Raw genomic sequence first — 23,831 nt, 5'->3', positions numbered from 1 at the left:
CCGGAAGGGCACGGCGGCCGGATCGGCCGGATCGCGGGTTCGGCGGCCCGGGAAGAGCCGGAGAGAACCGGAGGGAGGGGGATCGCGATGGCCACGATGGCCGACGTCGCGCGCAGCGCCGGAGTCTCCGTGGCGACGGTCTCCCACGTGCTCAACGGCACGCGTCCGGTGCTGCCCCACACCCGCCGGGCGGTCCTGGACGCCGTCGACGCCCTCGGCTACACCCCCAACACCCTCGCGCGTTCCCTGGTCACCTCGCGCACCCGCTCCATCGGCCTCGCGGTGTCGGCGATCAGCAACCCCTATTTCACGGACATCCTCCAGGGCGTCGAGGCCGCCGCCCTGGAGGCGGGTTACGGCCTGCTCATCGCCGATCCGCACGACGACCCCGCACACGAGCGGAAGGTCGTCCGGCTGCTGCACGAGCGCCGGGTGGACGGCATGATCGTCGCCCCCTCCGCCCAGCCGGATGCCCTCCTGGCCTACCTGCGCCGCCACGCCGTGCCGACCGTGTTCCTGGACCGGGTGATCGCCCCCGGCCACGACGGCCCCGGCGCCCCGCACACCCACGGGGCCGGCACCGGAGCGGGCTTCGGACAGGCCGGTCCGGAGTGGACCGGGGCGGAGCCCTCCGGATCGGGGGCGACCGGGCCGGGGTGGGCCGGATTCGATCAGGTGTGCGCCGAGAACGCCGGTCCGACGGCCCGGCTGGTGACCCACCTCACCGGGCTCGGCCACCGCCGGATCGGCCTGGTCGCCGGGCTGCCCGGGCTCAGCACCACCAGTGAGCGGATCACCGGCTACCGGCAGGCCCTCGCCGCCGCCGGTCTCGTCCCCGACGACGACCTCGTGGTCTCCGGTCACTCGGAGTCGGCCGGCGCCGAGCGGGCCACGGCCGCCTTGCTCGCGCTGCCCGCTCCGCCCACGGCGCTGGTCACCGCGAACAACACCATGACCATCGGCGCCCTGCGCGCGCTGCGCCGCGCCGGTCTGGCCGTGCCGGACGACATCGCCCTGTGCTGCTTCGACGACTTCGCCTGGGCCGACCTGTTCGCGCCCCGGCTGACCGCCGTCGCCCAGCCGAGCCGGGAGATCGGCGCCCGGGCCGTCCGGGTCCTCCTGGACCGACTGGCCGCGCCGGAGCGGCCCGCCCGGCTCCTCCGGCTGCCCTGCACCTTCGTCCACCGCAGCTCCTGCGGGTGCCCGGAAGCACCCGCAGGCACCGACAGTCCCGGTCCGGTGGCCGGGCCCGGCGGACGAACCGAACCATCCGCGTTGTCCGAGAAGGGAACCGCCTCGTGATCGTCGTCGCCGGTGAGGCACTGATCGACCTGGTACCGCAGGGGCGGGGTGCCCTGGCGGAGCTGAAGCCGGCGCTCGGCGGCGGTCCGTACAACACCGCCGTGGCCCTCGGCCGTCTCGGCTCCCCGACCGCCTTCTGCTCCCGGACCTCCCGCGACGCCTTCGGGGAGGCCCTGCTGGACGGGCTGCGGGAGGCGGGCGTGGACGTGTCGGAGGTGCAGCGCGGTCCCGAGCCGACCACGCTGGCGGTCGCCACGATCGACGCCGGCGGTTCGGCGGCCTACTCCTTCTACGTCGACGGCACCGCCGACCGCCTCTTCACCGCCCCGGCCGGTCTCCCCGCCGGCACCCGCGCGGTGTCCTTCGGCACCTGCTCGCTCGTCCTGGAACCGGGGGCGAGCGCCTACGAGGAGTTGATGCGGACGGCGGCCGCGCAGGGACTGTTCACCGCGCTCGACCCCAACGTCCGGGCGGGGCTGATCCCGGACGCGGACGCCTACCGGGCGCGTTTCAGGAACTGGCTGCCCTGGGTGACGCTGCTGAAGCTCTCCGCGGAGGACGCCGAGTGGCTGGGCGGCACCCCGCGCGAGTGGCTGGCCGCGGGACCGTCGGCCGTCGTCGTCACCCGGGGCGGCGACGGCCTCACCGCCCACACCCGGGACGGCGGGGAGTACTCCGTACCGGGTGAGAAGGTCGACGTCGTGGACACCATCGGTGCCGGGGACACGGTGAACGCGGCCCTGCTGCACGGCCTGTCCGCGCAGGACGCGCTGTCCCGGGACGCGGTCGCCGCCCTGGACGGGGACGGCTGGGGGCGGCTGCTGCGGTTCGCGGCGCGCGCGGCGGCGGTCACCTGTTCGCGCGCGGGGGCCGAGCCGCCGTACGCAGCGGAGCTGGGCGAGCTGTGAACTGAACCACGGCTGTCACGGCGCGGCCGGACCCGCGGTTCGCGGGGCCCGTCGCGCCGCGGGCCGGGACGGGCGTCAGGGGAACGAGCGGCGCCCCGCGGGGAGTTCCCGCGGGGCGCCGCTCCTCGACGGACCACCGGGACAGGGCGCTCGGACCGGTTCAGTCCTTGCGCGCCCGCGTCGCCTTCTTCGCGGGGGCCGCCTTCCTGGTGGCTCCGGCCGCCTTCTTGGCCGTCGCGCCGTTGGCCTTGGCCGTGACCGTCTTCTTCGCCGGCGACGCGGCCGCGGCCGTCTTCCGGGACGCCGCGGCCCGGGGTGCCTTCACCGGTTCCGCGTCGCTGATGCGGTCGGCGCCCAGGATTTCGCGCAGGAACTTGCCGGTGTGACTGGCCGGGACCCCGGCGACCTGCTCGGGCGTGCCCTCGGCGACCACGAGGCCGCCGCCGGCACCGCCCTCCGGCCCCATGTCGACGACCCAGTCGGCGGTCTTGATCACGTCGAGGTTGTGCTCGATGACGATGACCGTGTTGCCCTTGTCGACCAGGCCGGAGAGGACCTTCAGCAGCTTGCTGATGTCCTCGAAGTGCAGACCGGTCGTCGGCTCGTCCAGGACGTAGACCGTCCGGCCGGTGGAGCGCTTCTGCAGCTCGCTGGCGAGCTTCACGCGCTGTGCCTCACCGCCGGACAGGGTGGTCGCGGACTGGCCGAGCCGGACGTACCCGAGGCCGACGTCGTTGAGCGTCCTGAGGTGGCGGGAGATCGACGGGACGGCCTCGAAGAAGTGCATCGCCTCTTCGATCGGCATGTTCAGGACTTCGGCGATGGACTTGCCCTTGTAGTGGACCTCCAGGGTCTCCCGGTTGTACCGGGCGCCGTGGCAGACCTCGCACGGGACGTAGACGTCCGGGAGGAAGTTCATCTCGATCTTGATCGTGCCGTCGCCGGCGCAGTTCTCGCAGCGGCCGCCCTTGACGTTGAAGGAGAAGCGGCCCGGCAGGTAGCCGCGGACCTTCGCCTCGGTGGTCTCGGCGAACAGCTTGCGGACGTGGTCGAAGACGCCGGTGTAGGTCGCCGGGTTGGACCGCGGGGTGCGGCCGATGGGCGACTGGTCGACGTGCACCACCTTGTCCACGAGGTCGTCGCCCTCCACGCGCGTGTGCCGTCCGGGGACGGTCCGGGCGCCGTTCAGCTCGCGGGCCAGGTGCGTGTAGAGGATGTCGTTGACCAGCGTCGACTTGCCGGATCCGGACACACCGGTGACGGCCGTGAAGACCCCCAGCGGGAACGACACGTCGATGTCCCGCAGGTTGTTCTCCCGGGCGCCGTGCACGGTGAGCCTGCGGGAGGGGTCCTGCGCACGTCGCACGTCGGGGAGCGGGATCGCCTTGCGGCCGGAGAGGTACTGGCCGGTCTGCGACTCGGTGTTGGCGAGCAGTTCCTTCACCGAACCGCTGTGCACGACCTTGCCGCCGTGTTCGCCGGCACCGGGGCCGATGTCCACGATCCAGTCGGCGATCTTGATGGTGTCCTCGTCGTGCTCCACGACGATGAGCGTGTTGCCCATGTCGCGCAGGCGGACCAGGGTCTCGATCAGCCGGTGGTTGTCACGCTGGTGCAGGCCGATGGACGGCTCGTCGAGGACGTACAGGACGCCGACGAGGCCGGAGCCGATCTGGGTGGCCAGGCGGATGCGCTGGGCCTCGCCGCCGGAGAGCGTGCCGGCCGCGCGGTTCAGGGAGAGGTAGTCGAGGCCGACGTCGACCAGGAACCGCAGCCGTTCGTTGACCTCCTTCAGCACCCGCTCGGCGATCTTCTTGTCGCGCGCGGTCAGCTTCAGCTCGCCCAGGAACTCCGCGCAGTCGCTGATCGACATCGCGGAGACCTCGGCGATCGACTTCCCCATGACGGTGACCGCGAGGACGACCGGCTTCAGGCGCGTGCCCTCGCAGGAGGGGCAGGGCACCTCGCGCATGTAGCCCTCGAAGCGCTCGCGGCTGGCGTCGCTCTCGGCCTCGCCGTGCCGGCGCTTGACGAAGTTGACGGCGCCCTCGAAGGAGGCCATGTACACGCGCTCGCGGCCGTACCGGTTGCGGTAGCGGATCTCGATCTGCGTCTTGTGGCCGTACAGCAGGGCCTTCCTGGCGCGCTGGGGCAGGCCGGCGAACGGGATGTCCGTACGGAAGCCGAGCGCGGACGCCAGGGCGTGGATCTGGCGGTCGAAGTAGTCCTTGGTGTGCCCGTGCGACCAGGGGTGGATGGCGCCCTCGTCCAGGGTCTTGTCCTCGTCCGGGACGATCAGCTCCGGGTCGACCTCCATGCGGGTGCCGATGCCGGTGCACTCGGGGCAGGCGCCGAAGGGCGAGTTGAAGGAGAAGGAGCGCGGCTCCAGCTCCTCGAAGGACAGGTCGTCGTAGGGGCAGTACAAGTGCTCCGAGAACATGCGCTCGCGCTCGGGGTCGTCCTCGGGCAGGTCGACGAAGTCGAGCACGACCATGCCGCCGGACAGCCCGAGGGCGGTCTCGACGGAGTCGGTGAGGCGGCGCTTGGCGGAGTCCTTCACCGTGAGGCGGTCCACGACCACCTCGATGGTGTGCTTCTCCTGCTTCTTCAGGACCGGCGGCTCGGAGAGCTGGGCCGTCCGTCCGTCCACGCGCGCGCGGGAGTAGCCCTTGGTCTGCAGGTCGGCGAAGAGGTCGACGAACTCTCCCTTGCGCTCGCGCACCAGCGGCGACAGCACCTGGAAGCGGCTCCCCTCCGGCAGCTCCAGCACCCGGTCCACGATGGCCTGCGGCGACTGGCGGGAGATGGGGCGGCCGCACTCGGGGCAGTGCGGCTTGCCGATGCGCGCGAAGAGCAGGCGCAGGTAGTCGTAGACCTCGGTGATGGTGCCGACCGTGGAGCGCGGGTTGCGCGAGGTCGACTTCTGGTCGATGGAGACGGCCGGGGACAGACCCTCGATGAAGTCGACGTCCGGCTTGTCCATCTGGCCGAGGAACTGCCGGGCGTACGAGGAGAGCGACTCCACGTAGCGGCGCTGGCCCTCGGCGAAGATCGTGTCGAAGGCCAGGGAGGACTTACCCGACCCGGACAGGCCCGTGAAGACGATGAGCGAGTCACGAGGCAGGTCGAGCGAGACGTTCTTCAGATTGTGCTCTCGCGCGCCACGGACGATGAGACGGTCGGCCACGCCGGTCCGCACCTTTCTTTGGAGAAATGACAGGGGCGGGGCCCCCGTGCTTCTTCGAGGTTAGGGGGAGCCACTGACAACGCCGGTCGGATTCCCACTCGGGTAACAATCCCGGACCCTCAAGCATGCCCGACGCCGCCCTCGACGATATAGCACGTGCTTTCGAATCATGGGCGAGGTCCGTCACCTTCACCCGAATGTGTGACAGGACTAGGGTCGGGCGCATGATGGACCATACTCACGACCTGGCCCGTGTACGTGAGGCGACCGAACGACTCCTCACCGCGGTCGCCCGACTGGACAACGCGTCGCTCGCCGAGCCGTCACGGCTGCCCGGCTGGTCCCGCGGGCACGTCCTGGCCCACCTCGCCCGCAACGCGGACGCGCTCGTGAACGCCTTCGAGGGCGGTCCCATGTACGCGAGCGCCGAGGCGCGCGACGCCGACATCGAGCGGGACGCCCCGCGGCCCCTGGACGTCCAGCTCGCCGACGTGCGCAGGAGCGCGGCCCGCTTCCAGGAGGCGGGGGACGCGCCGGCCGACTGGACCCGCACGGTGGAGCTGCGCAACGGCGTGACCGAATCCGCGGCCCGGGTTCCGTTCCGGCGATGGGCCGAGGTCGAGCTGCACCACGTGGACCTCGGGATCGGCTACGAGCTGGAGGACCTTCCGGCGGAGTTCACGGAGCGGGAGATCGACTTCCTCGCGCAGCGTTTCGCGGGGCACCCGGAGGTGCCCGGGACCAGGCTGCGGACCGGTGGCGGCGCGACCTGGAGCACCGGCGGCGAAGCGGCGGGCGGGCCGGTCCGCGTCGAGGGGCCGGCCGCCGAGCTGCTGGGCTGGCTCGCCGGCCGCCGCGACGGCTCCGGGCTGAGCGTGGCGGGCGGCGGCCTGCCGGCGCTCCCGCCGCTGTAGCACGTCCGCGCCCCCGCGGCGCCGCCCCGCTATAGGCTGACCGCCATGACGTACAGCGGAGAGGTCACGGTCGGCGGACCGGCGGACGTGCACGAGCTGAAGGACCTGATGATCACGAAGGTCGCGGTCGGCCCGTTCCAGAACAACGCCTACCTGCTGCGCTGCCGGGCCACCGACGAGCAGCTCCTGATCGACGCCGCGGCCGAGGCGCGGACGCTCCTCACCCTGATCGGTGACGACGGCATCGCGTCCGTCGTCACCACGCACCAGCACGGCGACCACTGGCAGGCGCTCGCCGAGGTGGTCTCGGCCACGGGTGCCCGCACGTACGCCGGCCGGGAGGACGCCCCCGGCATCCCGGTGCCCACCGACGTCCTGGTGGACGACGGCGACGTCATCACGGTGGGGCAGGTGCGCCTCACCGCCCGCCACCTCGTCGGGCACACCCCGGGCTCCATCGCGCTGGTCTACGACGACCCGCACGGGCATCCGCACGTCTTCACCGGGGACTGCCTCTTCCCGGGCGGGGTCGGCAACACCCGCAAGGACCCGGAGGCGTTCGCGAGCCTGATCCACGACGTCGAGACGAAGATCTTCGGCGTGCTGCCGGACGAGACCTGGGTGTACCCGGGGCACGGCAACGACACCTCGCTGGGCGCCGAGCGGCCGCACCTTCCGGAGTGGCACGCGCGCGGGTGGTGACGCCGAGCGCACCCGTCGCCCGCAGGGCGCGCCGGTCCGGGAGGCAGGGGACACGGCCCCGGGCCTCCGGCGTGTGCCGCTCGTGCGGGCTCGTGCGCCGTGCGTTTTTCCCGTCGCGCCCTGATGCGTGAACCCCCTCGTACGCGCCGGGCGCTCCCACCTGCGGCGGCCTGGGCGGGACGCCGCAGGCGGGCGTCGTTCACACGACGGCAACACCCGTTCCCACCATGCGGACAATCACCGCGGTGACCTGGACACCCGCGGGGTTCGCTGCCAATCTCCCGCCATGCGTCCTGCCCTTCGCGCCCCGCGCCGCGCGGTAACCGCCGCGACCGTAGCCCTGCTCGCCACCGCCGTCGGCTGTGCTCCGCAGCCCGAGGACAAGGTGTCGGCCGCCGCCTCCGGGCCGGCCGCGAAGAGCTGTGCCGGAGGCGGGCCGGCCACCAAGACGCCCGGCAGGCTGACGATCGCGACGGACGAACCGGCGTACGAGCCGTGGTTCAGGGACGGCAGGCCCGCGAACGGCAAGGGCTTCGAGTCGGCGGTCGCCTACGCCGTGGCGAAGCGGCTGGGGTACGGCAAGGACGCGGTGGTCTGGCAGAGCGTGCCCTTCAACAAGGCGTTCGCGCCGGGTGCGAAGACCTTCGACTTCGACATCAACCAGGTGTCGATCAGCGCCGAGCGCAGGAAGGCCGTGGACTTCTCGTCCGGCTACTACGACGTGCGCCAGGCCGTCATCGCGCTGAAGGGCGGCAAGGCCGCCGGGGCGAGGAGCATCGCGGACCTGAGGGGCCTCAGGCTGGGCGCTCAGGTGGGCACCACGAGCCTCGACTACATCACCGGCGTGGTGAAGCCCGGGCGGCAGGCCGCCGTGTACGCCAAGAACGACCAGGCCAAGTCGGCGCTGAGGAACGGTCAGGTCGACGCCGTGGTCACCGATCTGCCGACCGCCTTCTACATCACCGCCACCGAGGTGACGGACGCGGAGATCGTCGGCCAGTTCGAGAACCGGGGCGGCTCGCCCGAGCAGTTCGGGCTCGTGCTCGACAAGGGCAGCGCGCTCACGCCGTGCGTGTCCGGCGCCGTCGACGCCCTGCGCGAGGACGGCACCCTGGCCGGGATCGAGAAGCGGTGGCTCTCCGACGCGGTCGACGCCCCGGTGCTCAAGTGACGGTCGTCGGGGGCGGGTCCGGCCGGGACGGGGCGGACGGCAGGGGGGAGACGAAGACGGCCGGCGGCGCCGCGGGCGCCGACGACGGCTACGTGCCCTCCGCACGGCGGCTGGAGCGGGAGCGCCACAAGCGGATCCGTGCCCGCCGCGCCACCGCCGTCGCGGCGCTCTCGACGCTCGTCACGGCCGCCGTGCTGTATCTGGTCGTCGTCGGCGCGCCGGGCTGGCCGCGCACCGAGCAGACGTTCCTCAGCGCGCGCTACGCGCGCGAGGCGTTGCCGAAGGTCCTCCAGGGGCTGTGGCTGAACGTCCGCCTCCTGTGCGTCTGCGGCCCCGCCGTCCTGGTCCTGGGCATGCTGGTCGCCGTCGCACGGACGCTGCGCGGCCCGGTGTTCTTCCCGCTGCGGGTGCTGGCCGCGGCGTACACCGACTTCTTCCGCGGCCTGCCGCTGATCATCAACCTGATGATCGTGGTCCTGGGCGTGCCCGCACTGCGGCTGCAGGGCGTGACCGTCGACCCGGTACTGCTGGGCGGCACCGCGCTGACACTGACGTACGCGGCCTACGTGGCCGAGGTGTTCCGGGCCGGCATCGAGTCCGTCCACCCCTCGCAGCGCGCCGCGGCCCGCTCCCTGGGGCTGACCAACCGCCAGACCCTGCGCCACGTCGTGCTGCCCCAGGCGGTGCGCCGCCAGGTGCCGCCGCTGCTCAACGACCTGATGTCGCTGCAGAAGGACACCGGTCTGGTGTCGATCGGCGGCGCGGTGGACGCCGTGCGGGCGGCCGACATCATCGTGGGCCGGAGCCTCAACTACACGCCGTACATCGTCGCGGGGCTGGTGTTCGTGGCGCTGACCATCCCGATGACCCGTTTCACGGACTGGGTGACGGCCCGGATGGACCGGCAGCGGGCCCAGGGAGGACCGGCATGAGTACGACACCCCGGGGCGGCGGCCCCGTGCTGCGGATGGAATCCGTCCGCAAGACCTTCGCGGGCTCGGTCGTGCTGCGGGACGTCGACCTGGAGGTCGCCCCGCACACGGTGACGGCGCTGATCGGCGCCTCGGGGTCGGGCAAGTCCACGCTGCTGCGGTGCGCCGGCCTCCTGGAGGAGGTCGACGACGGCGCGATCTGGCTGGACGGCGAGGAGATCACCGGTCCGCGCGCCGACCAGGACGCGGTGCGGCGCCGGATCGGCGTGGTCTTCCAGGCGTACAACCTCTTCCCGCACATGACCGTGCTGGACAACGTCACGCTCGCTCCGCGCCGGGTGCACGGCGTCCCCCGCGCCCGGGCCGAGGAGCGGGCCAGGGAGCTGCTGGAGCGCCTCGGGCTGGGTGGAAGGGCGAACGCCTACCCGGACCGGCTGAGCGGCGGCCAGCAGCAGCGCGTGGCCATCGTGCGCGCCCTCGCCGTGCGGCCCCGGCTGCTGCTGCTCGACGAGATCACCGCCGCACTCGACCCCGAGCTCGTCGGCGAGGTGCTGGACGTGGTCCGTGGTCTGAAGGCCGAGGGCATGACCATGGTGCTGGCGACGCACGAGATGGGCTTCGCCCGGGACGTCGCCGACCAGGTGTGCTTCCTGGACGGAGGGGTCGTGGGGGAGCGGGGCACGGCGGACCAGGTCTTCGGCGACCCGCAGCAGGAGCGGACGCGGCGCTTCCTGCGGCGGATCGTGGAGGCCGGCCGCCTGTAGGCGCCGCGGGGCTACGCGTCGGCCCGCGCCGCCCCCGCCAGGGCGGCGACCCGCTCGACGCCGAACACGTAGCCCTGCGCCCCGCAGCCCGCGATGACGCCGTCGGCGCGCAGCGAGACGTACGAGTGGTGCCGGAACGACTCGCGCTGGTGGACGTTGGAGAGGTGGACCTCCACCACGGGCATGCCGTCGCAGGTGTTGAGCGCGTCCAGGATCGCCACCGAGGTGTGGGTGTAGGCGGCGGGGTTGATGACGATCCCGCAGTGCCCGAGCCGTGCCTCGTGGATCCAGTCGACCAGCTCGCCCTCGTGGTTGGACTGCCGGAAGTCCACCGTGCCGCCGTGCGCGGCCGCCGCCTTGGCGCACATGGCCTCGATGTCGGCGAGGGTGTCCTTGCCGTAGATCTCGGGCTGGCGCCGGCCGAGGAGGTTCAGGTTGGGCCCGTTGAGGATCATGATCGGGGCGTTGGCCAGGGTGCGGGGCACGGTTCCTCCGGTCCGTTCGGGGCGGTGCGTCTGCGACCGCTGCTCGGACCCGGTCTATCACGGTCCCGGCGCGGACGGTCCCGCCACCGGCTGGCCCTGCCGGGCACGGTCGGCGGCCTCCCGGCGGGCGGGGCCGGTGACGGGCCGGACGGGCGCGCTACGGATTGACCGCCAGTTCCAGGTAGGCCGCGAACAGGACGAGGTGGACACCGCCCTGCAGGGGTGTGGCCCGGCCGGGGACCACCGTCAGGGAGCTGATCAGCACCGTCAGCGCGAACAGCAGCATGTGGGTGGGACCCAGGCCCAGGACGAGGGGTCCGGACAGCCAGACGGAGGCCAGGGCCACGGCGGGGATGGTCAGGCCGATGCTGGCCATCGCCGAGCCGAGCGCGAGGTTGAGGCTGGTCTGGACCCGGTCCCGACGGGCGGAGCGCAGCGCGGCGATCGTCTCGGGCAGCAGCACGAGCAGGGCGATGACCACACCGACGACCGCTTGGTGCAGGCCCGCCGCCTGCACACCGGACTCGATGGTGGGCGACACGCTCTTGGCGAGGCCGACCACGCCGACCAGGGCGAGGCCGAGCAGGACGAGGCCGGTCCGGGCGGCGCGCGCCGTCGGGGGGCGGGCGTGGTCGTCCACGGTGACGACCGCGCCCTGCCGGGTGACCGGGAGGAAGTAGTCGCGGTGCCGGACGGTCTGGGTGGCCACGAACAGGCCGTAGAGGATCAGTGAGGACAGCGCGGCGAAGGTCAGCTGCACGGTGGAGAACTCGGGGCCGGGCTTGCTCGTGGTGAAGGTGGGCAGCACCAGGCTGAGCGTGGCGAGGGTCGCGACGGTGGCCAGGGCGGCCCCGGTGCCCTCCGGGTTGAACACCGCGGTCCCGTGCCGCAGGGAGGCCACGAGGAGGCAGAGGCCGACGACTCCGTTGCAGGTGATCATCACGGCGGCGAAGACGGTGTCCCGGGCCAGGGTGGAGCTCTTGTCGCCGCCGTCGGCCATGAGAGTGACGATCAGGGCCACTTCGATGATCGTGACGGCGACGGCGAGCACCAGGGAGCCGAAGGGTTCGCCCACGCGGTGGGCGACCACCTCCGCGTGGTGGACCGCTGCGAGGACGGATCCCGCGAGAACCAGGGTGACCAGGACGACCAGCACGCCCGACAGATCACGGCCCCAGGTGAGGACGAGCAGGACCACCGCGAGCACCGGGACGAGGAGCGTCCACCGCGCGGCGAACACCCCGAGCCGAGTGATCATGCAGCGATGGTGACAGATGCGCACGGGCTCCGCATTCCGTCCGCCGCCTTTCCCGGCTCCCGTCCGGCCTTTCACCTCACCGCGCGGGGGCGTCCGCCGGTCCGGCCGCGCCCCCGCGGATTCGTGGTTCCGCGTTCGGTGCGGTCAGGCGTCTACGCGGTCCTTCGCGGCGCCGTCACCGCTACGCTCCGTCTCGCCCTCGGCCTGCTCCGCCTGCTTCCGGGTGGCGACGAGACTGGTGACGGTGGTGACGACCAGGACCGCGCAGATGACGCCGAGCGAGACCGGGATGCTGATCTCGGGGACGTGGACGCCTGCCTCGTGCAGCGCGTGCAGCACCAGCTTGACGCCGATGAAGCCGAGGATGACCGACAGACCGTAGGAGAGGTGGACCAGCTTCTTCAGCAGGCCGCCTATGAGGAAGTACAGCTGCCGCAGCCCCATCAGGGCGAAGGCGTTCGCGGTGAAGACGATGTACGGGTCCTGGGTGAGGCCGAAGATCGCCGGAATGGAGTCCAGCGCGAACAGCACGTCCGTGGTGCCGATGGCGAGCATCACGACCAGCATCGGGGTCATGACCCGCTTGCCGTTCTGCTGGATCCACAGCTTGGTGCCGTGGTAGCGGTCGGCCACGCCGAACTTCCGCTCGGCGGCCTTCAGCAGCCTGTTCTCCTCGTACTCCTCGTCCTCCTCCTCGGCGCGCGCCTCCTGGATGAGCTTCCAGGCGGTCCAGATCAGGAAGGCGCCGAAGAGGAAGAACACCCACGAGAAACTGGTGATGATGGCGGCGCCCGCGGCGATGAAGACGGCGCGCAGGACCAGGGCCATGAGGACGCCGACGAGCAGGACCCGCTGCTGGTACTGCGTGGGCACGGCGAACTTCGCCATGATCAGGACGAAGACGAAGAGGTTGTCGACGCTCAGGGACTTCTCGGTGATGAAGCCCGCGAAGAACTCCCCGGCGGGCCGGCCGCCGCCGAAGAGCAGCAGCCCGAGGCCGAAGAGACCGGCCAGGGCGATCCAGACGCCGGTCCAGATCCCGGCTTCCTTGACCGACACGTCATGGGGCTTGCGCCCGATGAGGAAGTCGACCGCGATCAGGGCGGCAAGGCCCGCGATGGTCAGGACCCACAGGGTCGGTGAAACGTTCACTGCACCTCCGGCATTGCGTAACGGCGAACACATCAGCGCTGTCGCTGCCGGAGGTCTCCTCCACCCGCTTCGGGCCGGCGCCCCGGGATCCGCGTGGATCCGTACTGACGGGTGCGCCGCACTCAGGGAGTACTCCCCTCCGTAGGTGAAACAGTACCCGAATCACCAAGAAAAGGTAAAGTGATCGGCGAGGAAACCCCAAATCACCTGCTCAGATGGACTTTACTTACCCTTGGTGCGGCCTTGGGTCACCCGAGTGAGCACATGCTGCAGGACCCCGCTGCCGGGCGGCACGAGTGAGGGCTCGTAGGTCCACGCGTGGCCGATCCACGGGTCGGCCACGTGGTCGTCGGGCACCGGTGTGAGTCGCAGGAGCGAACGCCACAGCGGGTCGGCCGAGGGGCCGCGGGCCGCGGCGTCCCCGCGGTCGGCGACCAGCAGCAGGTGGACGCCGGCGGCCGGGCCCTCGTCGGCGAGATGGCGCAGCCGGATCACGGCCCGGTCGTCGAAGCCGTGCGGGAAGTCGTTGACCACCAGCAGGTGCCCGGCGGTCCCGACGCCCACCGGCAGTGATCCGGCCGCGCCTGCGCGGACCGCCATCTGCACCAGGTCGACACGTCGGACGAGCCGTTCCAGGACGTCCGCCACCCCGGTGACACCGGTCGCGGGCGGTGCCGCCAGAGCACCGGAGCGGGTCAGCGGCAGCAGCGCCCGGGCACCGCACCCCGCCGGGTCGACGGCTTCCACGGCGAACTGCCCCGCCGGATGGACGGCGAGCAGCCGGACCACGAGTGCCACCGCCGCCTCCATGGCGAGCCGGCGCAGCTCGGCGGGGCCCGGGACGGTGCCGTCGGCTCCCGCCGCGGGCCCGCTGTCGATCCACAGACCTCGCTGCAGCGGGAGCCCGACCAGCATCGGGATGCGCAGGGACGCGCTCTCGGGAAGGTGGAGATCGCCGAGCCTGAGGGCCATCGCCGGTTCGGCCGGAACGCGGTAGCCGTGCCAGACCGGGGCGTCCCAACGGGCGTACGCCGGCGGGAGCGCGGGTTCCACCACCTGCGACTCGGCGGTGAGCTGGGCCAGGTCCCGGTCGAGGGCCTCCCGTGCCCGGCCCACCAGCTGGGTGCGGCGGGCACGGGCCGCCTCGCGTGCGGTGTCGCCCGCGGTGCCGAGGCGGCTGCGCGGGTCGGCGAGGGCCTGGCCGAGTTCCTCGTCCAGGCGGGAGTCGGCGAAGGCGACGGCGCCGCGGTAGGCCGCCGTCGTACGGGCCAGGTCCTCGAACATCCCCCAGACCTGGTTGTACAGGCGCTCCTCCATCGACCAGCCCACCGCGTCTCCCGCGACGGGGTCTCCGGGCTGCCCGCCCGGAGCGGGGGAGGCGGCGGGCGCGGGCGGTGCGGCGGGTGCGCGGCGGCCGGGACGGGTGTGGTCGGCAGACTCCCCCCGGTGCCCGCGTGCGGTGCGGACCGTGGGAGCCGGGCGGTTCCCGGTGGCCGTACGGCTGCGCCGGCCGCGGCGTCACCGCGCCCGGAAGGTCCGGGGGCGGTGCCGGCACCGCGGGGGCCGGACCGCGTGCCGCCGCCTCCTGGACGGCCGCCGCGAGTTCGCCGGCGCCGGACAGCCCCTGGTCGGCGAGGAGGGCGGTGAGGCCGTGCGCGTAGCCCTGGCCGACCGCGCGTATCCTCCAGGCGCCCTGCCGCCGGTACAGCTCCAGGGCGACGACGGCCGACTCCTCGTCCAGACCGGTGAGGGGGAAGCGGGCGATCCCGGTGCCGTCGACGCCGGTGACGTGGACCGTCGGGGCGGCGACCGCGCCGAACCGGAGCGGACCGGCCGGGTGTGCGGGCAGGGCGATCAGCACGGAGACCCGGTGGACCGCCTCGGGCAGGGCGGCCAGGTCGACGGCCAGGCGGTGATCGGTGGCGGACTGCCCGCCGACCTCGAGCCCGGGCAGTGCGGGGGCGCCGGGACGGGCCACCCACCGCGCGTCCGGCACCCTGCCGTGCTCGTCGCCGAGCGTGGCCCCCGTGAGCACCGGTACCGCGGCCGAGATCCGGATCTCCAGACGGATCCGGGACAGCGGGTGGTTCTGCCCCCGCACCAGCTCGGCCGTCATCGCCGACGCCCCCTCATGTCCGATGTCGTGCGTGCCGCACGGGCGGGCGCCGGTCCTACAGGTGCGGCTGGATCGCCGGCATGAGGTCCTGGAAGGTGCGGCCGTTGGCCGGGGCTCCCAGGGCGGTCATCGTCCAGCCGGAGCCGGACCGGTGCACCTTCGCCATGATCTGGGCGGTGTACTGGCCGCCGCCGGCCAGCGTGTAGCGGGCGAGTTCCTGGCCGTTGGTCTCGTCCACGAGACGGCAGAAGGCGTTCTCCACCTCCTGGAAGGTCTGGCCGGTGAAGGAGTTCACGGTGAAGACGATCTGGTCGACGTGGACCGGGACGCGCTGCAGGTCCACGAGGACGGCCTCGTCGTCACCGCCTTGGCCGACGCCGCCGACGAGGTTGTCACCGGTGTGGCGCACGGAGCCGTCGTCGCTCACCAGGTGACGGAAGAAGACCACGTCGACCGGCTCCTTCCCGGCGAACAGCACCGCCGAGGCGTCCAGGTCGATCTCGCGCGTGCGGGAGCCGAACAGACCGCGCCGCTTGGCCGCCCGCCAGCCGAGACCCATGCGGACCGCGGTCAGGGTGGCCCCGTCCTTCTTCTCCAGGCTGATGGCCTGACCCTTGGTCATGTTGACGGTCACGGCTGATTCCCCTCTCGGTGTTCCCCTGTTGCCGCGCACCGCGCGGCTGTCCAGAACCCTACGCAGCGGCACCGGCGGCGCCGAGGCCCGGCCCGCGCTTTGTGGCGGTGTTGCAACACTGCGCGCGGGCCGGTGCCGGCACGGCGGCGGGGGTCAGCCCAGTCCCGCCTCGCGCATCTGGCGCAGCTCCTTCTTCATCTCGGAGACCTCGTCGCGCAGCCGGGCGGCAACCTCGAAGTGGAGCTCCGCGGCGGCCGCCCGCATGCGCTCCGTCATCGCCTCGATCTGCTCGGCGAGCTCGGCCGCGGGACGGTCCGTGGGCACCGTGGCCGTGGCCCCGCCCTTGGCGGACCTGGCGGTCCCGCCGGCCTTCGCGCCCGCGGCCGCCTTCCCGCCGAGCGCCGGCACGGGTGCCTTGGCGCCCTTGCCGTCCTTCAGCTTGCGGTACCCGGAGTCGAGGAGCTGTTCGGTGTCGACCTCCTCGCGGGCGATCTGCGCGACGATGTCGTTGATCTTCTTGCGCAACGGCTGCGGGTCGATGCCGTTGGCCGTGTTGTAGGCGACCTGCTTCTCCCGGCGCCGGTTGGTCTCGTCGATGGCCTTCTCCATCGCCGGCGTGATCTTGTCGGCGTACATGTGGACCTCGCCGGAGACGTTGCGCGCCGCGCGGCCGATGGTCTGGATCAGCGAGGTCCCGGAGCGCAGGAAGCCCTCCTTGTCGGCGTCCAGGATGGCGACCAGGGACACCTCGGGCAGGTCGAGGCCCTCGCGCAGGAGGTTGATGCCCACCAGGACGTCGAACTCGCCGGAGCGCAGTTCGCGCAGCAGCTCGATCCGGCGGAGGGTGTCCACGTCGCTGTGCAGGTAGCGCACCTGGATGCCGAGTTCCAGGAAGTAGTCGGTGAGGTCCTCGGCCATCTTCTTGGTGAGCGTGGTGACGAGGACGCGCTCGTCCTTCTCGGTGCGCTTGCGGATCTCGTGCACCAGGTCGTCGATCTGGCCCTCGGTGGGCTTGACCACGACCTGGGGGTCGACCAGGCCGGTCGGGCGGATGATCTGCTCGACCACGCCGTCCGCGCGGGACAGCTCGTAGGTGCCCGGGGTCGCCGACAGGTAGACGGTCTGATCGATGCGTTCCTGGAACTCCTCCCACTTCAGGGGGCGGTTGTCCAGTGCGGAGGGCAGCCGGAAGCCGTGGTCGACCAGGGTGCGCTTGCGGGAGGCGTCACCTTCGTACATGGCGCCGATCTGCGGGACGGTCACGTGCGACTCGTCGATGACGAGCAGGAAGTCGTCCGGGAAGTAGTCCAGCAGGGTGTTGGGCGGGGAGCCGGGCAGGCGGCCGTCGAAGTGCATCGAGTAGTTCTCCACGCCGGAGCAGGTGCCGATCTGCCGGAGCATCTCGATGTCGTACGTGGTGCGCATCCGCAGGCGCTGCGCCTCCAGGAGCCTGCCCTGCTTCTCCAGCTCGGCGAGGCGCTCCCCCAGCTCCTTCTCGATGCCGTTGACGGCCCGCTCCATGCGTTCGGGGCCGGCGACGTAGTGGGAGGCGGGGAAGACGTACAGCTGCCGGTCGTCGCTGATGATCTCGCCGGTGAGCGGGTGCAGCGTGGACAGCGCCTCGATCTCGTCACCGAACATCTCGATGCGGACGGCCAGCTCCTCGTAGACCGGGAAGATCTCGATGGTGTCGCCGCGGACCCGGAAGGTGCCCCGGGTGAAGGCCAGGTCGTTGCGGGTGTACTGGATGTCGACGAAGCGGCGCAGCAGCTCGTCCCGGTCGATCTCGTCGCCGACCCGGAGGGGGACCATCCGGTCCACGTACTCCTGGGGGGTGCCGAGGCCGTAGATGCAGGAGACGGAGGCGACCACGACGACGTCACGGCGGGTGAGCAGCGAGTTCGTCGCCGAGTGGCGCAGCCGTTCGACCTCCTCGTTGATCGAGGAGTCCTTCTCGATGTAGGTGTCCGACTGGGGGACGTAGGCCTCGGGCTGGTAGTAGTCGTAGTACGAGACGAAGTACTCGACCGCGTTGTTCGGCAGCAGCTCGCGGAACTCGTTGGCCAGCTGGGCGGCCAGCGTCTTGTTCGGCGCCATGACCAGGGTGGGGCGCTGGAGTCTTTCGATCATCCACGCGGTGGTGGCGGACTTGCCGGTGCCGGTCGCGCCGAGCAGGACGACGTCCTTCTCGCCGGCCTCCACGCGCTTGGCCAGCTCGGCGATGGCCGCCGGCTGGTCACCGCTGGGCTGGTAGGGGCTGACGACCTCGAAGGGCGCCACCGTGCGTTCGATGTGGGAAACGGGCCGCATGCCATCCACCGTACGGCCCCCCACCGACAACCTGCCCCGGTCAGCGGTTCTGCGGGGTGCGGGAGCCGTGGTGCGCGGGGTGCGCGGGGTGGTGGACCGGCCGCCGGCCGGGGTGGTGCGGCGCGTGGCGGTCCGGGCGGGCGGCGAGGGCGGCGGCCGGGACGCCCGGTTTGTGCTCGATGACGGCCCGGCCCGGCCCGCCCGTGACCATGAGCGGATCGAACAGCACGACGACGCCGGCGAGGAGCAGGAAGGCCAGCGGGCCGATCAGCATCGGCGCGAGCGGCGTGGTCGTCGGGCCGCCCGCGGGGGCGCCGGGGGCGCCGTGCAGGTGGACGCTGAGCGCGGCCATGCCGGTGTAGTGCATGCCGCTGACGGCGAGCCCCATGACGAGGCTCGCCCCCACGCTCCACAGGAAGCCCCGGACGCGTCCGGCCGCCCACAGGGCGGCAGTGGCGGCGACGACGGCGATGACGACGGAGGCCGCGACGGTGAGGGTGTCGTAGGTGAACCGCCCGCCGAAGTGCATGCTCGCCATGCCGAGGTAGTGCATCGAGGCGACGCCCAGACCGGTGATCGTGCCGCCGGTGAACAGGGCGGTGCCGCTGGCGCCCCGGTAGCCGACGATGAAGACGCCCACACCCACCATGCCGATGGCGAGGCCCAGGCTCGCGTAGGTCATCGGTTCGTCGTAGCGGATGGACGTCCCGTCGATGGTGAAGCCCATCATGGCGATGAAGTGCATCGTCCAGATGCCGGAGCCGATCGCGGCCGACCCGAGGGCCAGCCAGGCGGGGCGCCGGGCATGTGTGACCAGCAGGGACCGTGTGGTGCAGCGCAGGCCGAGGGCGCCGCCGAGGCAGGCCATCAGATAGGCCACCAGCGGGGTGACCACCCCGTAGCTGATTCCGTCGACCGTGCCCTGCATGCGCGGCTGCCCTCCCGCTTTCCTGCGTTCGAAGATCCCTGCGACGTGCCCCCGTTCCGGCGCCGCGGGAGCGGCCGGGGTGCCGCAGAGACTATGACCCCACCGGAACGGTCGAACGATTATCCGGCAAAGAAGCACGCTCCTGCCGCAGATGTGGTGTACCGGTGAGCGCACCCGTGCGCCTCCCTTCCCCCTGTGGCCGTCCCGCACCCGCGTGGCGTTCACCCTCTGCTGTCAAGCTGGTGCCGTCGGTATTCGCTCGACGCGAGGAGTACGCATGCACGCGCGCGCAGGCGCCACCGCGGCCGCCGCCGTCCTGGGAGCGGCCGCCCTGCTGAGCCCGGTGCCCGACGCCCGGGCGGGCGAGGTCGGCGCCCCCACGGTGATCGCCCACCGGGGGGCCTCGTCCCACGCCCCCGAGAACACCCTGGCCTCCATCGACAAGGCGGCGGAGCTGGGCTTCTCCTGGGTCGAGAACGACGTCCAGCGCACCAGGGACGGTGAACTGGTCGTCATCCACGACGACAGCCTGGAACGCACCACGAACGCGGAGGAGGTCTTCCCCGGGCGGGCGCCGTGGAAGGTGAAGGACTTCACCGCCGCCGAGATCGCCCGGCTGGACGCGGGCAGCTGGTTCTCCCCCGCGTACGCGGGCACGCGTGTGCCGACCCTGACGGAGTACCTGCGCCGGGTCGAGCACAACCACGAGAAGCTCCTCCTGGAGATCAAGAACCCGGAGCTGTACCCCGGTGTCGAGCAGCAGACCCTCAAGCTCCTCGGCAACGAGGGCTGGCTGGACCGGGACCACCTGGAGCGGCTGGTCGTGCAGAGCTTCAGCGCGGACAGCGTGCGGACCGTCCACGAACTGAAACCGGCCGTCACCACCGCCTACCTCGGCCGGCCGGCCGTGACCGAGCTCCCCCGGTACGCGGTCTTCGCCGACCTGGTCAATCCCTCGTACGCATCGGTGTCCGCCGCCTACGTCTCCGCCGTGCACGGCTTCGAGGGGCCGCACGGCAAGGCGCTCGGGGTGTTCGCCTGGACGGTGGACGACGCGGCGTCCGCCCGGCGGGTCGCGGGCTACGGCGTCGACGGGATCATCACCAACGAACCCGAGGTGGTGCGGGCGGCCCTGGGCGCGGACTGAGCCGGGGCGGCGGGCGTTGTCGGTGGCGGGCCGTACCGTGGGCGCATGGACAGCCCTGAGCAGGACGAGCGGCGGGTCGGGTGGACGGTCGTGGGCACCGGCATCGGCCCGCTGATGCTGGCGGCCACCCGTGACGGCCTGGTCAACATCGTCTTCCACGCCACGGACGCGGTGCGGGACCGGGCGCTGGAGCGGCTGGCGGCCCGGCTGGGCACCGAGCCCGTCGAGGACCCGGGCGCACCCGTGCTGGCCGAGGCGGTACGGCAGGTCGAGGCGTACCTGGCGGGCCTGCGCCACGACTTCGACCTGCCGCTGGACTGGTCGCTGATCTCGGGCTTCAACCGGCGGGTGCTGCGCGAGCTGGCCGCCGGCGTGCCGTACGGCACGGTGGTGGGGTACGGCGACCTGGCCGACCGGGTCGGGCAGCCGGGCGGGGCGCAGGCGGTGGGTGCCGCGATGGGTGCCAACCCGCTGCCGGTCGTCGTGCCGTGCCACCGGGTGGTGGAGCGCGACGGCCGCATCGGCGGTTTCGGCGGCGGTCTGGAGACCAAGCGGAAGCTGCTCGCCCTGGAGGGCGTGCTGCCCGAGCCGCTGTTCTGACGGCTCCGGCCGTCCGGGGCCGGTTACGCGTAGTGCCGGGCCTCCACGACGTTGCCGTCCGGGTCCCGGAAGTAGAAGCTGCGCAGGGCGTTCCCGCGGGCGCCGTAGGAGTCGTGCCCGATGCCGGTCATGGGGACGCCGTGTGCGTCGAGGCGGGCGCGCAGGGCGTCGAAGCCCTCGGACGGAAGTGCCAGGCAGACGTGGTTGACGGGGTGGCCCGCGCTGCCGGCGGAGCCGGGAAGCACGGTCATGCGGTCGGCGAGGGCGCGCGGGGCCAGGTCCAGGATGGTCTCCTCGTTGACGCGCACGGAGGGGAACGACACCTCTCCCCCGGTGAACTCGGCGACCCTGAGGGGCTCCAGGCCGACGGCGTCCTCGTAGAAGCCGGCCGCGGCGACGGGGTCGGACACCCACAGGACGACGTGGTCGAGGCGCGTGGTGTTGTTCGTCATGCGGTCCAGGCTGATGGCGTGCCCCGGGGGCCGCAAGCGTTTGGCCCGGCGTTCCGCCCGCCAGGGATGAGGAAGGAGCGGCGGACGGGAGGCGGGCACGTGGTGCTGGTGGTGTCGGAAGAGGTCCGGGAAGCGATCGGCGCGCGGCGGCCGGTGGTCGCCCTGGAGTCCACGATCATCGCGCACGGGCTGCCCCGTCCGCGCAATCTGCGGGTGGCGCTGGAACTGGAGGACGCGGTGCGGCGGGAGGGCGCCGTGCCCGCGACCGTCGCCGTGCTCGACGGCCGCCCCCGCGTCGGCCTGGACGAGGACCAGTTGGAGCGGATCGCCGGTGGGGACGGCATCCGCAAGCTGGGCCACCGCGACCTTCCGCCGGCCGTGGCCGTGGGGGCGAGCGGGGCGACCACGGTGTCGGCGACGGCACAGCTGGCGGCACTGGCCGGCGTCCGGGTGTTCGCCACGGGCGGACTGGGCGGCGTGCACCGGGAGTGGACGCTCACGCAGGACGAGTCCGCCGACCTGGGGTTGCTGGCACGGACCCGGATCACCGTGGTGTGCGCGGGCGTGAAGTCGATCCTGGACGTGCCGGCGACCCTGCAGCGCCTGGAGACGCTGGGTGTGACCGTCGCCGGGTACCGGACCGACCGGTTCCCCGGCTTCTACCTGTCCGACTCCGGCCATCCCGTCGACTGGACGCTGCGCACTCCGGAGCAGGTGGCCGAGGTCATGCGGGCACAGGACGGGCTCGGCGGGCGGGAGTCGGCGCTGATCGTCGCCAACCCCGTCCCGGAGGAGCAGCAACTCGATCCCGCGCTGCACGCGCGCGTGCTCGCCGACGCGCTGCGCGCCTGCGCGGAGGAGGGGATCACCGGCCAGGCGGTCACGCCGTTCCTCCTCGACCACCTGGTCCGGCACACGGACGGCGCCTCGCTCCGCGCCAACCTGGCGGCGGTGCGCGGCAACGTCCGGCTGGCGGCCCGGATCGCCACGGCGTGGGCCCGGAGGTGACGGCGGGCCGGCGGAACGGGGCACTGCTGGTGGTGGGGGACGTCGTCACCGACGTCGTGGTCCGGCACCGGGGTCCGCTCGCCACGGGCACCGACACGGCCGCCGTGATCCGTACGCTGCCCGGCGGTGCGGGCGCCAACGTGGCCTGCTGGGCCGCCCACGCGGGCTGCGCGGACGTACGGCTGCTGGGCCGGGTGGGCGCGGACGCCGCGCGGTGGCACGAGAGGGAGCTGCTGGCGGCCGGGGTGCGGCCCCGGCTGGTGGTCGATGCGGAGGCGACGACCGGCACGGTGATCTGCCTGGTCGACGCGGGGGCGTCGGCCGAGCGCACCTTCCTCACCGACAGCGGGGCGTCCCTGCGACTCGAACCCGCCGACTGGTCGGACACGTTGCTCGACGGAGTGGCCCGGCTGCACCTGTCGGGCTACCTGCTGTTCGCCGAGCCGAGCCGGGCGCTGGCGGAGGTGGCGCTCGCGGCGGCACGCGCGCGGGGGGTGCCGGTCAGCCTGGATCCGGCGTCGGCGGGCTTCCTCGCGCGGCTGGGGGTGGACCGCTTCCTGGCGTTCGCGGGCGGCCTGGACGTGCTCCTGCCCAGCCGGGACGAGGCGTGTCTGCTGACCGGACTGCCGGACTGGGCGGACGCGGCGGCCGGGCTGAGCCGGCTCGTCCCGCTGGTGGTGGCCAGGTCGGGTGCGCAGGGTGCCCTGGTGGCCCGCTGCGGCACCGTGCTCGCCCGCGTACCCGCCGTGCCGGCGTCCCCGCAGGACACCACGGGCGCCGGGGACGCCTTCACCGGCGCGTTCCTCGCCGCGCTGGGCGCGGGCGCGGATCCGCGGGAGGCGGCGGCGCGGGGGTGCGAAGCGGGCGCGCGGGCGGTGGAGCGCGTGGGGGGCCGTCCACCGCGTCCGGGCGGGGCGGCCGGGCCCCGGGGCGGCGGGGCGTTCAGGCACGGGTGACCGGGCCCCCGGGGGCCCCCGCCCGGAGTACCGGTTCCCGGCCCTTGCGTCCCCAGGCCGAGACCAGTGGGGCGGTGACCAGGTCCATGCCGCCTGCCTCGACGTTGGCGAGGTGGCGGTCGACGTCCTCGTCGGTGGCCAGGCCCGCGGTGACGAGCCGGCCGCGGATCTGACGGACGGTCGCGGCCTCCAGGGCCGTGCAGGCCGGCGAGGCGACGGGGAAGTAGGCGTCGGCCCCCACCTCGTGCAGTCCGGCCTCGCGGAGCAGGCGGGGCAGCTTGCGGCCGTAGGCCAGATCGGCACCGCGTTCCGCGAGGAGCTCGCGGAAGCCCTGCCGCAGCCGATTGGCGAGCCGCTGCTCCGGGCCGTGCTCATCGGGGCAGATCAGTGGCTGGAGGGCCGGGTCGGCGTCCTCGACCAGCAGTCGTCCGCCGGGCCGCAGCGCCTTGACCATGGACCGCAACGCCCTTTCCCGGTCCGGGACGTGGACGAGGACCAGCCGGGCGTGGACCAGGTCGAAGTCCTCCCCGGGCGGCTCCTCGGCCCCCACGTCGTGGACGCGCACCTCGACCGGCGGACGGGCCGCGGCGGCGAGCCGCGAGGTGTCGATGTCGGTGGCGACGACCCTCCCGGTCGGGCCGACCCTCCCGGCGAGCCAGGACACCACGGAAGTGCCGCCCGCCCCGACCTCCCAGCAGCGCCGTCCGGGTCCCGCTCCCAGTCCCTCCAGGTGCCGGAACGTCGTGGGGTCGAAGAGGGCGGCGAGGGCGTCGAAGCGCCGTCCCGCCTCGTTCTGCCGGTTGTTCAGGAGGTACCCGTCGTCCTGTGTCATACGGCGATCATCCCGGTCGCCCGGGGCGTCCGTGGCGGACGGGGCGTCGTCCACAGGCGGAAACGAAGCGGAA

At 72.7% G+C, this 23,831-nt stretch carries 20 protein-coding genes and 1 pseudogene; 11 read left to right on the top strand and 10 right to left on the bottom strand.

The features are described from left to right. The first annotated feature begins 87 nt into the window (after window positions 1-87). Both QQY24_RS23510 and QQY24_RS23505 read left to right on the top strand, forming a co-directional pair. Window positions 88-1,302, top strand: coding sequence for a LacI family DNA-binding transcriptional regulator (locus QQY24_RS23510; RefSeq protein WP_301974692.1), 1,215 nt, complete (start codon window positions 88-90; stop codon window positions 1,300-1,302). Beyond that, the gene (locus tag QQY24_RS23505) at window positions 1,299-2,210 is read left to right on the top strand and encodes a carbohydrate kinase (protein WP_301974691.1); all 912 of its coding nucleotides are present in this window, start codon (window positions 1,299-1,301) and stop codon (window positions 2,208-2,210) included. The genes QQY24_RS23510 and QQY24_RS23505 overlap by 4 nt, the downstream gene beginning before the upstream one ends. A 160-nt stretch (window positions 2,211-2,370) precedes the next feature. On the opposite strand, the gene uvrA is transcribed toward QQY24_RS23505, so the two are convergent. After that, window positions 2,371-5,397, bottom strand: a complete 3,027-nt coding sequence (gene uvrA / locus QQY24_RS23500; RefSeq protein ID WP_301974690.1) for an excinuclease ABC subunit UvrA — start codon at window positions 5,395-5,397, stop codon at window positions 2,371-2,373. Window positions 5,398-5,621: 224 nt separating this feature from the next. Here uvrA and QQY24_RS23495 point away from each other — a divergent pair, with 224 nt between their 5' ends. The 5 genes from QQY24_RS23495 to QQY24_RS23475 all read left to right on the top strand — a co-directional run bounded on the left by QQY24_RS23495 (window position 5,622) and on the right by QQY24_RS23475 (window position 9,880). Continuing rightward, window positions 5,622-6,311: a maleylpyruvate isomerase family mycothiol-dependent enzyme gene (locus QQY24_RS23495; protein WP_301974689.1), complete on the top strand. Its 690-nt coding sequence runs from the start codon at window positions 5,622-5,624 to the stop codon at window positions 6,309-6,311. A gap of 45 nt (window positions 6,312-6,356) precedes the next feature. Next, complete coding sequence (locus tag QQY24_RS23490) at window positions 6,357-7,013, top strand: MBL fold metallo-hydrolase (RefSeq protein ID WP_301974688.1); 657 nt, start codon at window positions 6,357-6,359, stop codon at window positions 7,011-7,013. A gap of 286 nt (window positions 7,014-7,299) precedes the next feature. Then, a complete protein-coding gene (locus QQY24_RS23485) occupies window positions 7,300-8,184 on the top strand; it encodes an ABC transporter substrate-binding protein (protein WP_301974687.1) in 885 nt (294 codons plus the stop codon). Next, window positions 8,181-9,116, top strand: a complete 936-nt coding sequence (locus tag QQY24_RS23480) for an amino acid ABC transporter permease (RefSeq protein ID WP_301974686.1) — start codon at window positions 8,181-8,183, stop codon at window positions 9,114-9,116. Before QQY24_RS23485 ends, QQY24_RS23480 begins: the two co-directional genes overlap by 4 nt. Further along, entirely contained in the window at window positions 9,113-9,880 is a 768-nt protein-coding gene (locus tag QQY24_RS23475; protein WP_301974685.1) for an amino acid ABC transporter ATP-binding protein, read from the top strand. Before QQY24_RS23480 ends, QQY24_RS23475 begins: the two co-directional genes overlap by 4 nt. A gap of 11 nt (window positions 9,881-9,891) precedes the next feature. On the opposite strand, the gene aroQ is transcribed toward QQY24_RS23475, so the two are convergent. The 7 genes and pseudogenes from aroQ to QQY24_RS23440 all read right to left on the bottom strand — a co-directional run bounded on the left by aroQ (window position 9,892) and on the right by QQY24_RS23440 (window position 18,763). Continuing rightward, the gene (aroQ, locus tag QQY24_RS23470) at window positions 9,892-10,365 is read right to left on the bottom strand and encodes a type II 3-dehydroquinate dehydratase (protein ID WP_301974684.1); all 474 of its coding nucleotides are present in this window, start codon (window positions 10,363-10,365) and stop codon (window positions 9,892-9,894) included. Window positions 10,366-10,522: 157 nt separating this feature from the next. Beyond that, on the bottom strand, window positions 10,523-11,623 hold the full coding sequence (locus QQY24_RS23465) for a calcium:proton antiporter (RefSeq protein ID WP_301974683.1): 1,101 nt from the start codon (window positions 11,621-11,623) through the stop codon (window positions 10,523-10,525). A 144-nt stretch (window positions 11,624-11,767) separates the two neighbouring features. Next, window positions 11,768-12,775 carry a TerC family protein gene (locus QQY24_RS23460; RefSeq protein ID WP_301974682.1) on the bottom strand — a complete coding sequence of 336 codons (1,008 nt, stop codon included), beginning with the start codon at window positions 12,773-12,775 and terminating at the stop codon, window positions 11,768-11,770. 222 nt (window positions 12,776-12,997) lie between these two features. Next, window positions 12,998-14,891, bottom strand: a pseudogene (locus tag QQY24_RS23455) (TerD family protein). Window positions 14,892-14,946: 55 nt separating this feature from the next. Then, window positions 14,947-15,525: a TerD family protein gene (locus tag QQY24_RS23450; RefSeq protein WP_301974681.1), complete on the bottom strand. Its 579-nt coding sequence runs from the start codon at window positions 15,523-15,525 to the stop codon at window positions 14,947-14,949. Window positions 15,526-15,678: 153 nt separating this feature from the next. Continuing rightward, window positions 15,679-17,835 (bottom strand): excinuclease ABC subunit UvrB, encoded by a 2,157-nt coding sequence (gene uvrB / locus QQY24_RS23445; protein WP_301974680.1) that lies wholly within the window; start codon window positions 17,833-17,835, stop codon window positions 15,679-15,681. A 40-nt stretch (window positions 17,836-17,875) separates the two neighbouring features. Then, window positions 17,876-18,763 carry an MHYT domain-containing protein gene (locus QQY24_RS23440; RefSeq protein ID WP_301974679.1) on the bottom strand — a complete coding sequence of 296 codons (888 nt, stop codon included), beginning with the start codon at window positions 18,761-18,763 and terminating at the stop codon, window positions 17,876-17,878. A 277-nt stretch (window positions 18,764-19,040) separates the two neighbouring features. Here QQY24_RS23440 and QQY24_RS23435 point away from each other — a divergent pair, with 277 nt between their 5' ends. Then, window positions 19,041-19,910, top strand: coding sequence for a glycerophosphodiester phosphodiesterase family protein (locus QQY24_RS23435; protein ID WP_301974678.1), 870 nt, complete (start codon window positions 19,041-19,043; stop codon window positions 19,908-19,910). 45 nt (window positions 19,911-19,955) lie between these two features. Continuing rightward, a complete protein-coding gene (locus QQY24_RS23430) occupies window positions 19,956-20,510 on the top strand; it encodes a methylated-DNA--[protein]-cysteine S-methyltransferase (protein ID WP_301974677.1) in 555 nt (184 codons plus the stop codon). Between the two features lie 23 nt (window positions 20,511-20,533). On the opposite strand, the gene QQY24_RS23425 is transcribed toward QQY24_RS23430, so the two are convergent. After that, window positions 20,534-20,962 (bottom strand): VOC family protein, encoded by a 429-nt coding sequence (locus QQY24_RS23425; protein WP_301974676.1) that lies wholly within the window; start codon window positions 20,960-20,962, stop codon window positions 20,534-20,536. 99 nt (window positions 20,963-21,061) lie between these two features. On the opposite strand from QQY24_RS23425, the gene QQY24_RS23420 reads away from it, so the two are divergent. After that, on the top strand, window positions 21,062-21,970 hold the full coding sequence (locus tag QQY24_RS23420) for a pseudouridine-5'-phosphate glycosidase (protein ID WP_301974675.1): 909 nt from the start codon (window positions 21,062-21,064) through the stop codon (window positions 21,968-21,970). Then, window positions 21,955-22,926 (top strand): carbohydrate kinase family protein, encoded by a 972-nt coding sequence (locus QQY24_RS23415; protein ID WP_301974674.1) that lies wholly within the window; start codon window positions 21,955-21,957, stop codon window positions 22,924-22,926. The genes QQY24_RS23420 and QQY24_RS23415 overlap by 16 nt, the downstream gene beginning before the upstream one ends. Here the strand turns inward: QQY24_RS23415 and QQY24_RS23410 are convergent. After that, window positions 22,913-23,758 carry a methyltransferase domain-containing protein gene (locus QQY24_RS23410; RefSeq protein ID WP_301974673.1) on the bottom strand — a complete coding sequence of 282 codons (846 nt, stop codon included), beginning with the start codon at window positions 23,756-23,758 and terminating at the stop codon, window positions 22,913-22,915. The two genes, QQY24_RS23415 and QQY24_RS23410, sit on opposite strands and share 14 nt — an antisense overlap. Between the last annotated feature and the right edge of the window lie 73 nt (window positions 23,759-23,831).

The sequence above is a fragment of the Streptomyces sp. TG1A-8 genome, from assembly GCF_030499535.1.
In the GTDB taxonomy this organism is placed as follows: domain Bacteria; phylum Actinomycetota; class Actinomycetes; order Streptomycetales; family Streptomycetaceae; genus Streptomyces.
The sequence above is the reverse complement of the archived record's forward strand: the minus strand, read 5'-3'. Positions and strand labels throughout refer to the sequence as shown.